General features: G+C 38.2%; 17 protein-coding genes. 11 read left to right on the top strand and 6 right to left on the bottom strand.

What is annotated here, in order from left to right; genetic code table 11:
• Nucleotides 1-154 precede the first annotated feature (154 nt).
• From IW16_RS12875 to IW16_RS12885, 3 genes are all read left to right on the top strand, one after another.
• Entirely contained in the window at nucleotides 155-1630 is a 1476-nt protein-coding gene (locus tag IW16_RS12875; protein WP_034744865.1) for an aminotransferase-like domain-containing protein, read from the top strand.
• Between the two features lie 88 nt (nucleotides 1631-1718).
• Nucleotides 1719-2249, top strand: coding sequence for a GNAT family N-acetyltransferase (locus IW16_RS12880; protein ID WP_034744866.1), 531 nt, complete (start codon nucleotides 1719-1721; stop codon nucleotides 2247-2249).
• Nucleotides 2250-2260: 11 nt separating this feature from the next.
• Complete coding sequence (locus IW16_RS12885; RefSeq protein ID WP_316931923.1) at nucleotides 2261-2809, top strand: GNAT family N-acetyltransferase; 549 nt, start codon at nucleotides 2261-2263, stop codon at nucleotides 2807-2809.
• Between the two features lie 82 nt (nucleotides 2810-2891).
• On the opposite strand, the gene IW16_RS26300 is transcribed toward IW16_RS12885, so the two are convergent.
• The 3 genes from IW16_RS26300 to IW16_RS12900 form a co-directional block, all read right to left on the bottom strand.
• Nucleotides 2892-3059 (bottom strand): lmo0937 family membrane protein, encoded by a 168-nt coding sequence (locus IW16_RS26300; RefSeq protein WP_034744868.1) that lies wholly within the window; start codon nucleotides 3057-3059, stop codon nucleotides 2892-2894.
• A 220-nt stretch (nucleotides 3060-3279) separates the two neighbouring features.
• Entirely contained in the window at nucleotides 3280-3669 is a 390-nt protein-coding gene (locus tag IW16_RS12895) for a DoxX family protein (RefSeq protein ID WP_034744870.1), read from the bottom strand.
• Nucleotides 3670-3719: 50 nt separating this feature from the next.
• The gene (locus IW16_RS12900) at nucleotides 3720-4685 is read right to left on the bottom strand and encodes a polysaccharide deacetylase family protein (RefSeq protein WP_034744872.1); all 966 of its coding nucleotides are present in this window, start codon (nucleotides 4683-4685) and stop codon (nucleotides 3720-3722) included.
• A gap of 90 nt (nucleotides 4686-4775) precedes the next feature.
• Between IW16_RS12900 and IW16_RS12905 the strand changes: the two genes are divergently transcribed.
• Nucleotides 4776-5627 carry an AraC family transcriptional regulator gene (locus IW16_RS12905; protein WP_034744875.1) on the top strand — a complete coding sequence of 284 codons (852 nt, stop codon included), beginning with the start codon at nucleotides 4776-4778 and terminating at the stop codon, nucleotides 5625-5627.
• Nucleotides 5628-5665: 38 nt separating this feature from the next.
• On the top strand, nucleotides 5666-6130 hold the full coding sequence (locus IW16_RS12910; protein WP_034745320.1) for an NUDIX hydrolase: 465 nt from the start codon (nucleotides 5666-5668) through the stop codon (nucleotides 6128-6130).
• Nucleotides 6131-6135: 5 nt separating this feature from the next.
• On the opposite strand, the gene IW16_RS12915 is transcribed toward IW16_RS12910, so the two are convergent.
• Nucleotides 6136-6663 carry a hypothetical protein gene (locus IW16_RS12915; RefSeq protein WP_131327890.1) on the bottom strand — a complete coding sequence of 176 codons (528 nt, stop codon included), beginning with the start codon at nucleotides 6661-6663 and terminating at the stop codon, nucleotides 6136-6138.
• Nucleotides 6664-6821: 158 nt separating this feature from the next.
• On the opposite strand from IW16_RS12915, the gene IW16_RS12920 reads away from it, so the two are divergent.
• From IW16_RS12920 to IW16_RS12930, 3 genes are all read left to right on the top strand, one after another.
• Nucleotides 6822-7160 carry a MerC domain-containing protein gene (locus IW16_RS12920; protein ID WP_034744879.1) on the top strand — a complete coding sequence of 113 codons (339 nt, stop codon included), beginning with the start codon at nucleotides 6822-6824 and terminating at the stop codon, nucleotides 7158-7160.
• A gap of 11 nt (nucleotides 7161-7171) precedes the next feature.
• A complete protein-coding gene (locus IW16_RS12925; RefSeq protein ID WP_034744882.1) occupies nucleotides 7172-8374 on the top strand; it encodes a GTP-binding protein in 1203 nt (400 codons plus the stop codon).
• An 83-nt stretch (nucleotides 8375-8457) separates the two neighbouring features.
• Nucleotides 8458-9855 carry an alkaline phosphatase gene (locus IW16_RS12930; protein ID WP_034744884.1) on the top strand — a complete coding sequence of 466 codons (1398 nt, stop codon included), beginning with the start codon at nucleotides 8458-8460 and terminating at the stop codon, nucleotides 9853-9855.
• 54 nt (nucleotides 9856-9909) lie between these two features.
• Here IW16_RS12930 and IW16_RS12935 read toward each other — a convergent pair whose 3' ends face one another.
• Both IW16_RS12935 and IW16_RS12940 read right to left on the bottom strand, forming a co-directional pair.
• Complete coding sequence (locus IW16_RS12935; RefSeq protein ID WP_034744886.1) at nucleotides 9910-10518, bottom strand: DNA-3-methyladenine glycosylase; 609 nt, start codon at nucleotides 10516-10518, stop codon at nucleotides 9910-9912.
• A gap of 106 nt (nucleotides 10519-10624) precedes the next feature.
• Nucleotides 10625-11317: an aspartate/glutamate racemase family protein gene (locus IW16_RS12940; protein ID WP_034744888.1), complete on the bottom strand. Its 693-nt coding sequence runs from the start codon at nucleotides 11315-11317 to the stop codon at nucleotides 10625-10627.
• Nucleotides 11318-11549: 232 nt separating this feature from the next.
• Between IW16_RS12940 and IW16_RS12945 the strand changes: the two genes are divergently transcribed.
• The 3 genes from IW16_RS12945 to IW16_RS12955 are packed head-to-tail and all read left to right on the top strand — an operon-like array spanning nucleotide 11550 to nucleotide 13042.
• Nucleotides 11550-12227 carry a hypothetical protein gene (locus tag IW16_RS12945; protein WP_034744891.1) on the top strand — a complete coding sequence of 226 codons (678 nt, stop codon included), beginning with the start codon at nucleotides 11550-11552 and terminating at the stop codon, nucleotides 12225-12227.
• A gap of 26 nt (nucleotides 12228-12253) precedes the next feature.
• Nucleotides 12254-12610, top strand: a complete 357-nt coding sequence (locus IW16_RS12950) for a hypothetical protein (protein WP_034744893.1) — start codon at nucleotides 12254-12256, stop codon at nucleotides 12608-12610.
• Nucleotides 12611-12619: 9 nt separating this feature from the next.
• Nucleotides 12620-13042 (top strand): hypothetical protein, encoded by a 423-nt coding sequence (locus IW16_RS12955; RefSeq protein WP_034744895.1) that lies wholly within the window; start codon nucleotides 12620-12622, stop codon nucleotides 13040-13042.
• Nucleotides 13043-13047: the final 5 nt, after the last annotated feature.

A 13047-nucleotide genomic window follows, 5' to 3' on the forward strand; every position in this document is an offset into this window, starting at 1 on the left:
TTTGGATTGAAGAGGGATTTACTGTTTGGTATAAAAATGGAGAAATTATTCCTGTAAAGTAAAAAAGCCTGCTGTTTTCTAATCTTATTGATCTTATTATCTCTAAAAATGTTTCCGTAATATTGGTGTATATTTATACTCCAATATTTACAAAATGGATAGTCCAATATTCGAACAGATGCTGAACGGTTTTGAACTGAACCGCAGTTCAGACCGGCCAGTGTATCTTCAGCTGGCAGAAATCATCCTTTCCCTCATCAAGACCGGAAAACTTCAGTCCGGACAGAAGCTGCCAAGCTCCAGACAACTGGCGGAACTAAAACAGATTAACCGGATTACCGTTTCAAAGGCTTACGAAGAACTACAGACCCAGGGATGGCTGGAGCGTTTTGTAGGAAAAGGAACTTTCGTATCTTCCTATCTTCCCGAATACAGGCCTGAAACCCTTCAGGAATCCCATCAGCATACCGCACAGAAGCAGGCGGGTTTTAAAATTGATGAAAAAGAGTACCTCGTTTCTTACTCACCAGTCACCGCAAAACTTCATCTGGACGATGGATTTCCTGATCCTAAATTAGCTCCGCTCCATGAGCTATACAGAGCCTACCGAAACCAACTGACCCGAAGTGGATTGTATGACAAATTCGGCAGCTACAGCTATCCGGATGGTTCCATTTATTATAGACAGGCTATTTCAAAACACCTGAATGAAACACGTGCTCTGAAAACCACTTTTCAGAATATCCTTTCTGTAAGAGGCACTTTAATGGGGATTAATGTTGTGTGCAATGGTCTTATAAAACCCGGGGATGTCATTGTTTCCGGCTTTCCGGGATGGGGAAGGGCTGAAGCCAATTTTGTTCATGCCAAAGCTCAACACATCATGATTCCAGTGGATGAACATGGTCTTGTCGTAGATGAGTTAAAAAAAATATGTGCAAAACAGCAGGTGAGAATGGTCTATGTGACTCCACACCATCATTATCCTACAACAGTTCCTCTTCGAATTGACAGGCGCCTGGAATTGCTCAGGCTGGCCAAAGAACATCAGTTTATCATATTTGAAGATGATTATGATTTTGATTTTCACTACAGCCACCGTCCCTTACTTCCGTTGGCAAGTGCAGATGACAGTGGCATGGTCATTTACTGTGGATCATTCAGCAAAAGCCTTTCTCCTGCTTTCAGAATGGGGTATCTTGCCGCTTCTGAAAATGTAATTGAACATCTTGCCAAAGTACGTCTTCTGCTGGATCGCCAGGGAGATCATATTCTGGATAACGCGATGGGAGAAATTCTGAATGACGGAACTGTGCAGCGGTATCTGAGAAAAACACTGGTCGTTTATGAGCAGAAAAGAGATTTCTTTTGTCAGCAGTTGAGTGAGGTATTAAAAGATAAAGTAGAATTTACTGTACCCGCAGGCGGAATGTCTGTATGGACGAAATTTGACAGGTCTATTGATCTGACAAAGCTTGCCGGAAAGGCTTTGACAAAAGGATTATACGTTTCAGATGGAAAGAGTCATCAATATCCTCAATTTGATGAAAACGCATTGAGATTGGGATTTGCTTCACCTTCCCATGAAGAACTTGAAAAAAGTATATCCATCTTGAAACAATTACTCTAACATTAAAATTGGTCTATCTGTTTTATTCATAATGGACTGTTTTTATTATCCAATGTGTTTTTATTTTTGTTCAGGTTAAACAAACAAAATGGAAAATGCACACATTAAAAAAGTCACTTTACAAGATATTGATGAACTGCAAAAAATAGGAAGAAAAACTTTTGAAGAAACATTCTCAGAGAATAATGCAGCGGAAAATATGGACAAATATCTGAGTGAAGGTTTTTCCAATGAGAAACTCTCTGCTGAACTTAAAGATTCAGAATCTGAGTTTTATTTTGCTCTATACGAAAACAATACCATCGGTTATTTAAAGTTAAATTTCGGAAAATCACAGACGGAATTGAAAGATGAAAAAGGAGCAGAGATCGAAAGGATTTATGTTTTGAAAGAATTCCATGGCAGAAAAGCAGGGCAGCTTTTGTATGAAAAAGCTATTGAAATTGCAGAAAAAGCAGGTGCCGAATATGTATGGTTGGGAGTATGGGAACAAAATCCAAGAGCAATCAGTTTTTATAAAAAGAACGGTTTTACGGAATTCGACAGGCATATTTTTGTTCTAGGAACTGAGGCCCAAACGGACATTATGATGAAAAAAACAGTATCAGCAACTTTTTAAAGATCAATATTATGATGAATTTTAACATACAGCCGACGCTGGAGAATGAAAATATCGCTTTAGTCCCTTTGGAAAAGGACGATTTTGAAACTTTATATACATTGGCATCTGATCCAAAAATATGGGAACAGCATCCCAGTAAAAACCGCTGGCGAAAAGACGAGTTTACGAAATTCTTCGAAGGTGCACTGGTGAGCAAAGGAGCTTTTAAAATTGTTGATAAACGGACGAACGCAATCATTGGAAGTACCCGTTTTTATGATTATAATGAAGAAAAAGATATCATCTTCATCGGATATACCTTTTTTACAAGAGCGTGCTGGGGAACCGGAATCAATACGTCTGTAAAAACAATGATGATGGATTATATCTTACAGTATGTTTCAAAAGTAGGATTTCATGTAGGAAAATACAATATACGGTCACAGATTGCCGTAGGACGAATCGGGGGAGAAAAAACAGCAGAGCAGGAAATTGCTTATTATGAAGAACAACCTCAGATCAATTACATTTATGAAATCACCAAAGATAAGTGGGAAGCAATGAAACTTACAACTTAAATAGGGCTCATTGTACATCTAATGTTGGCTAAAAGCTATTTCCAGCTCTGTACTGTGATTCTTTAAGGATTAAAATAATAGATTAAAGTGGCTTTTTACCTGAAATGATATTGTAAAGAACTACAATAATGGCAATGACCAGCAGAACATGTACTAAATAACCGGTACTGATTCCCGGTACGACACCTAACATTCCCAGAAGCCATACTACGATACAAATGACAGCAACTAACCATAATAAATTTCTCATGACTTTAAATTTTTAATGTTATTTCCTCTATTTAATACATATTTTATGCCCTTATGGAATTAATAATGAAAATGTGGTACCTATATTATTTTATTTGTAGACATAAAATAAGGTGAAAGCAGCATTTATGCGAGAATTAAAATGCTCGTAAGCAGTAAATTAACCATGGTAAAATCAGAAATAGAAAGGGACGGAATATTGCTGTCCCTTTTTTTATGGTTTACTTCATTTGATCCACAGAACAACTGTTATCTTCAACTCTACTGATCAGGACATAAAAGAATAAAGCATAAATCATTTGTATTCCCATTGCTTTCCAGTTCTCCACTGTACTGCTTCCAAAAAGGAGCATAATAATTAGTGTGGCTCCTGCAAGATTGGCTATACGGGTCTTAAAACCGAGAATCAACATTACTCCAATGATCAATTCAAGAAAGGGAAGGGCTGTACTGAAGATCTGGACCAAAGGCTTTGGAAGCCAGCTTTTTTCGAAACCTGTGGTCATTCCTTCTACAAAAACAGAAAGCTTAGGGATTCTGGCAAGTCCATGTCCCATGAGATTAATGCCCATAGACAGGCGCAAAAGAAAATAGGCTGTGTTTTTATTCATAGTTGTTATTTTAAGATTACTTTTATTTCTTCAAACTTCCCGCTTAAACGCTAGTTGTTATACATATCTTCGCTGTTATCGATCGGTGTTTCGGGATCATTCACAATCATTTTGGCAATCTCGTCTTTTCGCATATAGACCACTCCCTTTTTTTCTTTGGTATATTTGATGAATTCTTCCATTGCGTGTACCATTGCAGGAGTTCCGCCAATCCTGTCGTGAAAGCTGATGCTCATCATTCTTCTCCTGGAAGCACCTTCTTCGTACAGACGGTCAAACTCAAATTTCAGCTGAGCCAGAAACTGGTCCGGGCTCCAGTTTTTACCTTCAATATTTACAATATCATTATTCCGGAGTGTATACGGCATGACCACAAAGTTTTTTCCGCTTACTTTGGTGATAAAAGGTTCATCACGGCTCAGGTCATCAATATGATAAAGAAACCCAAGTTCCTGTAATACTTTTAAGGTATTCGGGCTTCTTCTGAGCCAGTTACAGTTATAGCCGGTTGCTTTCTGTCCTGTAATTTTTTCCACGGCATCGACACCGTCTTTTACAAAACGTAATTCATCTGCATAATTTTTATCCCACTGGTTATCCCAGGAAATTCCGTGAGCAGCGATCTCGTGTCCTCCAGCAGCGATGGCTTTTGCAATATCCGGATATTTTTCTGCTGCAGTTCCTACGACGTGAGATGTTACTTTGATATCATATTTTTTCCAGAGATCCAGCATGCGGTAAATTCCTTCATTGGCTCCATAGCGGTACCAGCTCTCTGCCGCCAGATCCGGCTGTCCTTTGGGAAGGGGAGTTCCACTGAACGGACTTTCTGCTCCTTCCGGTTGTCCGCCTGTTTCAAACTGCATTGAAACAGAAATCACCAGCTGGGCACCGTTCGACCAGTGTTTTTTAGAAGTGGTTTCGGTTTTTGCGGTCTCTTTTCTGTTCTTCTCAAAACAGGAGACTAAAAATACTGCCGATGCGATCAATAAAGCTGATTGTTTTAAATACTTCATTTGTAATGGTTTTGTTTATGCAAAATTGACCTATAAACGAATGATATATGTTGTAAGAAAATAGGCTAAATTTGTAAAAATCCATGTTACATGAAACGTATTGTCAATTTCAGTTCATTCAATGTGTTCAGTATTGAAAAGGAGATCTGGGACATTGAATATCACAATCATAACTTCTATGAGCTGATCGTCATTGAAAGTGGAAAAGGGACTCATCATCTGAATGGGATTACTTTTACCTATAAAAAAGGAGATGTTTTTCTGCTCAGGCCCAGCGATGGACACGAATTTTCTATAAAAACCAAAACCAAGTTCATTTATATAAAATTTACAGAGCAGCATCTCTGGGAACATCTTCAGGCTGATAAAAAAAGTGAATTAAGCAAGGTTATCCAGCTGTTGATGGAAGACCGCTCTTTCGTATATGAATCTGCCATCAGGAATAAAGCAGACAGGGAACATCTTTTACTGCTCTCGAAAATCCTCCTTCACGAATTCAGCCATAAGGGTTTGTATAACAGGGAGACTTCTTCAGATCTTTTCTCAGCGATAATGACGATTCTAATCAGAAACAGCATGAGCAGCGGTCGTCTGGAACAGATATCGCAAGGCCTTAATCTGACGGAAAGAATTCTCTATTACATCAATGTCAACGCAATGGATACTGACAAAATGAGACTGGAGCATCTTGCCCGCGAGTTTATGCTTTCACCCAATTACATCAGTATTTACATTAAAAAACAGACGGGCTTTTCCGTTCAGCAGCACGTGATGCGTCACAAAATAAAAGCTGCAGAAAAACTTCTGACACAGAGCCGTTACAACATCAATGAAATTGCAGATCGCCTGGGATTTAATGATGCCAGCCACTTTAATAAAATCTTCAGAGCATATAAAAACAGATCACCATCTGAATTCAGAAAAAATGACAAAGCAATCTGATCCTCCATTCTTCTGTTAAAATAATGTATCTTGAGAACATGAAAACAAGCGCAGGAATTTTACTGTTTAAAAGAGACAAAGACCATTTGTATTATTTTCTTGTTCACCCGGGCGGCCCGTTCTGGAAAAATAAGGATACCGGTGCGTGGTCTATTCCAAAAGGAGAGTTTCTGCCTGATGAAGATCCAATGCAACGTGCGCTTATTGAGTTCAAAGAAGAAACGGGGCAGGCAGTAGAAGGAGAGTTTGTACCTTTAATTCCTGTTCAACAGAAAGGAGGCAAAACCGTCTATGCATGGGCTTTGGAAGGCGACATTGAAACTTCAGGACTTTACAGCAATACTTTACATATCGAATGGCCTCCTAAATCAGATAAATTGATCGAAATCCCTGAAGTTGATCAATGGGAGTGGTTCATATCAGAAGAGGCCCAGATGAGAATCAATCCCGCACAGGCAGATTTTATAATACAACTGGAAAAAATAATCAGTGAAAGGGAGTAGATTTTTTATTTTTTAATACCTATAAGCTTTAAGGCATTTACTGCCAGATATATGGTTTCAAAAACAGTCAGTGATTCCACATCAGGAAATGCAGGGGATATCAAATCATTTTTATTAAAAGACAACTCAATACCAGAATCATAGGAAGCCTCGATTCTTACGACAGAGTATCCATTGTAAGCCATGACAAATCCTTCAAACATACAGTTCTGTTCTGCCTTCTGGTACAGCGAGTATTCCTCAAAAGAAGCAGTACCGCTTCTTTTTCCGTCATTATGATCAAGGGATTTCCAGGCAGTATAATTTTTGGGCTCTTTTATTACATTTCCATTGGTGTCTACAGGAACAAACATGCCAAGAGTCAAGGGTTTTCTTAGAAAATTGGCATAGTTTTTCATCAGGCTCAAGGTCTGAAGATCGGCATATCCTTCGTTTGAATAATACTCGATAACAAAATCTGTCATCGGGATCAGCTTGTGGGAAGCTTCAGTCAGCATAATTAGTGTTTTCTTTTCAAAAAATAAAAATAGCATTTTTATTTGCTTTACCCAAGTTTAATACCATTTAAAATCTTCGTTTTAATATAAAGAGTTTTGTTCGTTTTATTTTAATGCAACAAAGTTGCAATATTTGGATTTTTATCTTTACTTTTGCAACAGAGTTACAATAAAAATTAAATCCCCCTCATTTTATGAAATCAAAAATTCTTGATGCAGTAGGAATTTCTGCAGCGGTTTTGTGTCTTATTCACTGTATTGCATTTCCATTGTTAATGATCATTCCATTGGGAATATCACACAATCCTTATATCGATCTGGCTTTCCTTTTTATCGGAGCTGTTGTGGTTTATAGAGTCACCAGGCACATGACGCTCCGCTGGCTTAAACTTCTGTTTTGGATTTCCATTTCCCTGATTTTCATTTCAGTTTTGGCAGACCTGATCTTTGAAACACATATTCCTCTTATCTATGCAGGAGCAGCAGGATTGATTACAGGCCATATTTTAAATTTTAAAAACCATAAACATTAACCCTAATAATCATGAATAGAAGACTGCCTGTAACCGTACTTAGTGGATTTTTGGGAGCTGGAAAAACAACTTTACTGAATCATATTCTGCATAATAAACAGGGGCTGAAGGCTGCTGTTATTGTCAATGATATGAGCGAGATTAATATCGATGCCCGATTGGTTCAAAACCAGGAAACACTTTCAAGAACAGAAGAAAAGCTGGTGGAGATGAGCAATGGCTGTATCTGCTGCACATTAAGAGAAGATTTGATGATCGAAGTAGAGCGCCTGGCAAAAGAAGACCGCTTTGATTACCTCTTCATTGAAAGTACCGGAATCAGCGAGCCTATTCCTGTTGCTCAAACCTTCAGTTATACTGATGAAGAAAGTGGGATAGACCTTTCCCGTTTCAGCTTTGTAGATACGATGGTAACGGTGGTGGACTGCTTCAATTTTATGAAAGATTTTGCATCCGTCGAATTATTGGCAGACCGACATCTTACCGATATGGAAGGGGATCACAGAACCATTGTTAATCTCCTTACCGATCAGATAGAATTTGCCAATGTGATTATTTTAAATAAAACAGATCTTGTAGATCCTGAAACGCTTGGGTTTTTAAGAGCTGCCATTCAAAAACTAAATCCTGAAGCTAAAATGATCAGTTCAGAATTCAGCCAGATTGATTTTAAAGAAATTGTCAATACCAGACTTTTTGATTTTGATAAGGTTCAGGCTTCTGCAGGCTGGCAAAAAGAACTACAGTCCGATCATCATATTCCTGAAACAGAAGAATATGGAATAGGGTCTGTGGTATTCAGAGATAAAAAGCCTTTCCATCCTTTGCGCTTATGGAAATACCTTAATGATCATTATCCGGAGGGAATATTGAGAGCTAAAGGACTGTTTTGGATAGCATCCAGACCGGATGATGCTTTGAATTTTTCCCAGGCAGGAGGATCTTTCAGATTAGAAAAGGCCGGAGTTTGGTGGAGCAGTATGCCATTGAATCATCGCATACAATATACTTCATTTGTAGGAAATCAGAAATTTATTGAAAACAGATGGGATAAAGACTGGGGTGATAAACTGAATGAGCTGGTATTTATCGGTCAGGATCTGGATAAAGAACAAATGCTAAAAGATTTACAGCACTGCCTTATCACCGAACAGGAAAAAGAGCTCTTTGACGAAGGTAAAAGTTTTCAGGACCCTTTTCCTGAGAACATTTAAGCGGAAAAATTCACAATCAATTAACGCAACATTACTTCAATAAATATTATTACTGTTTAACTTGCATAAGAAATTTTATTATCATGAACAGACGTAAATTTTTAAAAGGTTCAGCCTTATTGTCTGGCCTGCTGACTTTAAATCCGGGTGATTTTTTCGCCAGCAATGTACAGGGTGCTCCTGACCCTAAGAAGAAGGCAAAAAATATTATTTTCATGATCAGTGACGGAATGAGTTCCGGTACTTTAGCCATGGCCAACCTCTATTCCCAAAATATTCTCGGGAAAAACGGAAACTGGATGAATCTGTATCATGATAATAGAGTTTCCCGGGCATTAATGGACACCGCTTCTGCCAGTTCTATTGTTACGGATTCTGCAGCAGCAAGCTCTTCTTTCGGGGGAGGATTCCGCGTGAAAAACGGAGTTCTTAATGTAGGAGCCAATGGAGAAAAATATATTCCTGTCTGGCAAAAGTTCAAAAAAGCGGGTAAAAAGACGGGATGTGTAACGACGGTGACTATCACCCATGCAACACCAGCCGGATTTTGCATCAATTCAGACAGCAGAAATGCGGAAAACGAAATTGCAGAAATGTATGCGGAGATAGGTTTTGATGTGATGATGGGCGGGGGTGATGAATTTTTTAATCCTTTAAAAAGAAAAGATAAAAAAGATGTCTATGATCTGTATAAACAAAAAGGGTATCAAATCCTTAAAAATAAAAACGATTTAAAAAATACAGAAAAAGGAAAGAAAATTTTAGGTGTGTTCAATTCCGGAGCTTTGCCTTATTCCATAGACAGGACACATATTCCGGAACTGCAGACTACACCGTCTCTGGCTGAAATGGCACAAACTGCAATTGACCAGATGAAAGATCATAAAGAAGGTTTTGTCTTACAGCTTGAAGGCGGAAAAGTAGACTGGGCCGCTCACGCCAATGATATTGCTGCTTTAATTCATGACCAGCTTGCCTTTGATGAAGCCGTAAAAACAGCTGTTGATTTTGCAGAAAAAGATGGAAATACCATGGTGATCATTACGACAGATCATGGAAATGCCAATCCAGGAACCATTTATGGTGCTGAGGCTACGAAAAACTTTGACAGCATTGCCAGCTATCGGTACACCAATGAATATATTCTGAATGCCATTCATCCGGATTTTAACCTTCAGCAAATGAAGGACTGGATCTACGAGACCAATAAAATAAGTCTTGCAGATGATGAAGCCCAACATTTACTCAGCTTTTATTCAGGGCTTGAAAAACAGGAAGCCGGACTTTATAATTATAAAAAACTGCCATTTAAGGCCTATTCAGATATTCAAAAGAAGCATAATTCTGTCGGTTGGATCAGTATGGACCATTCAGGTGATTATGTTGAAGTTGCTGTATTCGGTCCGGGAAAAGAGCTTTTGCCGGCATTTATTAAAAATACAGATTTACATTATCTGATGTTAAAAGCAGCACAGATATAAACTGTTTTATATCTAATCAATTTTCATAGAAAAATTTAGAAAAGGATACAGAGATTAAGATCTGGGTTTGCTTACATATTTATTACCCTTGATGTAAAAGCGCCAGGGAAGCAATGCGTCTTCCTGGGCGTAGGCAACTCCAATGCGGGGTCCGGCAATAATCTCTTCGGGAGCATATCTGATTCCGTGATCTTCGATCCATATTTCATTTTCGTTCAGGGGTTTTTTATTAAAAGAACGGTCAATACCCAGTGCCTTAGCTGCTGAGCCGGGTCCGGAGGATATGGCCGCTTTATCAGCAGGCATATTCCTTCTGGACTCCATTATTTCCTTACCTGTTAAAGGCTCTATTGCACGTATCAGGACAGCATGGGGTTCTCCTTCAGAAGAGGTTACAATATTAAAGAGGTGATGAATCCCATAACACAGATAAACATAGGAAATACCGCCCTTACTGTATAGTGTTTCCGTTCGGTCGGTGCGGCGGCCTCCATAAGCATGAGAAGCTTTATCCACGATTCCAAAATAGGCTTCGGTTTCTACGATAATACCTGCGGTGACAGAACCGTCTATCTCTGTGAAAAGTACTTTTCCCAAAAGATCTTTGGCAAGAAAAAGAACATCCGGATTCAGATAATAGGAGAGAGGCAGTTTCAAATGCATATATTTTTAAACATTTAAACAAAAATAAACATCTGGCTCTGTTGAGCAAAATAATGAACCGAAAGGATGGTGTAATTTTCTATCATTATAGAATTCGATTACATTATTAAGACAAAGCCCAGTCAACGGCTTTTTCAGCATGCAGTTTTGCGGTTGCAAACAGATCTACTGATACATCCTCAGGTTTGATCAGCAGTTCAATTTCTGTGCAGCCTAAAATAATAGCTTCTGCACCATTTTTGACCAAATCATCAATGATTTTTAAATAGTATTGTCTGGAACTTTCTTTAATAATTCCCTGCACGAGTTCTTCGTAGATGATCCTGTGCACTTCATTTCTCTGTTCTGCTTCCGGAACCATCGTTTCAATACCATATTTCGTCTTATACCGGTTTTTCAGAAAATCTTCTTCCATCGAAAATTTGGTAGCCAGCATTCCCAATTTTGTGTATGATTTCTTTTGAATGGCTTCTGCTGTACTGTCTACAATATGCAGTAAGGGAATATTTGTGTTTTGCTCAATCGCTTCTGCCATTTTGTGCATGGTATTGGTACAGATTAAAATAATATCAGCACCGCCCCGTTCCAGTCTTTGGGCTGCAGCGATCATCTTTTTTTCCAGGCTTTCCCAGTCACCCTGATGCTGTAACATCGCAATTTCACCAAAATCTACAGAATACATCAGGCAGTCGGAAGAATGACTTCCTCCTAATATTTCCTGCGTTTTTCTATTCAGAATTTGATAATATAAAACCGAACTTTCCCACGACATCCCTCCTATAAGGCCAATTACTTTCATACTCTATTTTAATGTTTTTTAGAAAAGAAAGATAGTAATAATCCGTTTACTATTTGTGAAAAACGTTTGATTTCAATAGAAACAGGAAGGTATAGAATAGGGTATTGGCTTTAGTCTCTTAGTGAGTATATTTTTTCATATCTTTAAAAAAACAACAAAAATTGTACATAAGGTTATTGGGTAATTTATTACATCAATAATCCACTTATGTACAAATTGAACGCAGAATCCTATGAAAAATTTGAATTTTATCTTGTTGATTGCTTCACTTATTTTATTTCAGTCATACAATGGGCAAAATCTGGATTTAGAAAAGTTGATTTTGCCAGCCGATCCATTAGAATTAAAAAATTTGGACCTTGCCAATTCGGGAGCAGGAATTGGTGACGAATCCGTCCAGTATTCTTCTTACTTTACTGATGAAGTCCAGTTTCTCAATTTCGCTGGAATCCCTATTAAAAATGAAATGAATACCAATACTTATTCGGGAAGTGTGATCCGTTTTTATAATAAAAATGATGCTGAAAGCTTTCAGGGATATACGCTTAACATTAAAAATCCTGAGAGTTTTGCGAAAATATTAGGCTATTTTCTGGCTCATAAAAATAAATTCAAATTGGTTTATGATAACGGAAAAGATCATGAGGAGAGAGCCCGCATCTTTAACTGTCAGGAAAATAAAACGGTATATTTGGTTTTATCCATATATAATAATGGTAAAGCCAGTGGGTATATTGATGCTGTTAATGACCAGGAAATTTCTTTACTGAACTCCAGGCTCGGTGGGACATTTGGATATTATAAAGAGTATCTGAATTACCGTAAACGTAAATCTACCGATTCCAGTTACCTTGATTTTATTAAAGAACCTGGTAATGATCTGTATAAAGAAAGTAATAATTTGAAATAAGACCAAAAGGTATTCACTGCAAATCTATGGACGCTCAACACTCTTTAATAACAACCGAACCGTTTGGATATAAAATTGCCGTTCTTGTAGCTGATCAGTTGCAAAGTGGTACTATTCTCGGGTACTGTCACAGGGATTACTGTGGAATGGCTATGAAGGTAAACGAAAATCAGCAGTTTTTATATGGAGAGTTGTATGATGGCGAAGATTTTCATGTTCCAAGAATTTTTGAAACCAAAGAAATATTTGTTGCCTGGCTTGCTGCTCAATCGACAGAATCACTGGCCCGTAGGGATGATGCTGAATTTTACCGGAACAATCAGGTTATTACAAGAAATCGTTTGATGGAGTTTGTTGGACTTTCAAATGATATAACACTCTAAACCACTGCTATGAAAAAAAACACTGTTTCAGAAAGGTTCTTCAGCTCTGTCAGTAGGGGATTGGTCATTATACCTTTGCTTGTGATTTCGTGCACTCCCGATGCTGTAAAAAAAACTGCACAAAAAACGGAACCGCTCTGCTGGAAGGATATCCGGATTGGAGAACTGCCTCCTGTAGGAGCTTATGATGGAATTGACAGTCTGGTGAAAAAATGGCATTTATGCTATGAACGTATAGAAGCGGGATGCGAGGTAAACGATAGTATGGCGAAATTAGAGAGGGCATATGAGCATTCCAATACCGTATATTTCAAAAGTCTTGAGAAAAAACTGGGAAAGAACTGGAAACAGCAGTTTGACAGGGAACTTCATTTGCTGGACAGCATCAACTGGATCAGGATCAACAGGGAAATAGACAGCCTGAACCGATAATATAA

The organism is Chryseobacterium vrystaatense (assembly GCF_000737765.1).
Classification (GTDB): Bacteria; Bacteroidota; Bacteroidia; order Flavobacteriales; family Weeksellaceae; genus Chryseobacterium; species Chryseobacterium vrystaatense.

Bases quoted from the DNA above. Each gene is read 5' to 3' on its own strand.
- IW16_RS12935 (WP_034744886.1), bottom strand. From the start codon at position 10,518: ATGCATTTGAAACTGCCTCTCTCCTATTATCTGAATCCGGATGTTCTT.
- IW16_RS12910 (WP_034745320.1), top strand. From the start codon at position 5,666: ATGAAAACAAGCGCAGGAATTTTACTGTTTAAAAGAGACAAAGACCAT.
- IW16_RS12950 (WP_034744893.1), top strand. From the start codon at position 12,254: ATGGACGCTCAACACTCTTTAATAACAACCGAACCGTTTGGATATAAA.
- IW16_RS12920 (WP_034744879.1), top strand. From the start codon at position 6,822: ATGAAATCAAAAATTCTTGATGCAGTAGGAATTTCTGCAGCGGTTTTG.
- IW16_RS12915 (WP_131327890.1), bottom strand. From the start codon at position 6,663: ATGCTATTTTTATTTTTTGAAAAGAAAACACTAATTATGCTGACTGAA.
- IW16_RS12930 (WP_034744884.1), top strand. From the start codon at position 8,458: ATGAACAGACGTAAATTTTTAAAAGGTTCAGCCTTATTGTCTGGCCTG.
- IW16_RS26300 (WP_034744868.1), bottom strand. From the start codon at position 3,059: ATGAGAAATTTATTATGGTTAGTTGCTGTCATTTGTATCGTAGTATGG.
- IW16_RS12895 (WP_034744870.1), bottom strand. From the start codon at position 3,669: ATGAATAAAAACACAGCCTATTTTCTTTTGCGCCTGTCTATGGGCATT.
- IW16_RS12880 (WP_034744866.1), top strand. From the start codon at position 1,719: ATGGAAAATGCACACATTAAAAAAGTCACTTTACAAGATATTGATGAA.
- IW16_RS12925 (WP_034744882.1), top strand. From the start codon at position 7,172: ATGAATAGAAGACTGCCTGTAACCGTACTTAGTGGATTTTTGGGAGCT.
- IW16_RS12905 (WP_034744875.1), top strand. From the start codon at position 4,776: ATGAAACGTATTGTCAATTTCAGTTCATTCAATGTGTTCAGTATTGAA.
- IW16_RS12940 (WP_034744888.1), bottom strand. From the start codon at position 11,317: ATGAAAGTAATTGGCCTTATAGGAGGGATGTCGTGGGAAAGTTCGGTT.
- IW16_RS12875 (WP_034744865.1), top strand. From the start codon at position 155: ATGGATAGTCCAATATTCGAACAGATGCTGAACGGTTTTGAACTGAAC.
- IW16_RS12885 (WP_316931923.1), top strand. From the start codon at position 2,261: ATGATGAATTTTAACATACAGCCGACGCTGGAGAATGAAAATATCGCT.
- IW16_RS12945 (WP_034744891.1), top strand. From the start codon at position 11,550: ATGAAAAATTTGAATTTTATCTTGTTGATTGCTTCACTTATTTTATTT.
- IW16_RS12900 (WP_034744872.1), bottom strand. From the start codon at position 4,685: ATGAAGTATTTAAAACAATCAGCTTTATTGATCGCATCGGCAGTATTT.
- IW16_RS12955 (WP_034744895.1), top strand. From the start codon at position 12,620: ATGAAAAAAAACACTGTTTCAGAAAGGTTCTTCAGCTCTGTCAGTAGG.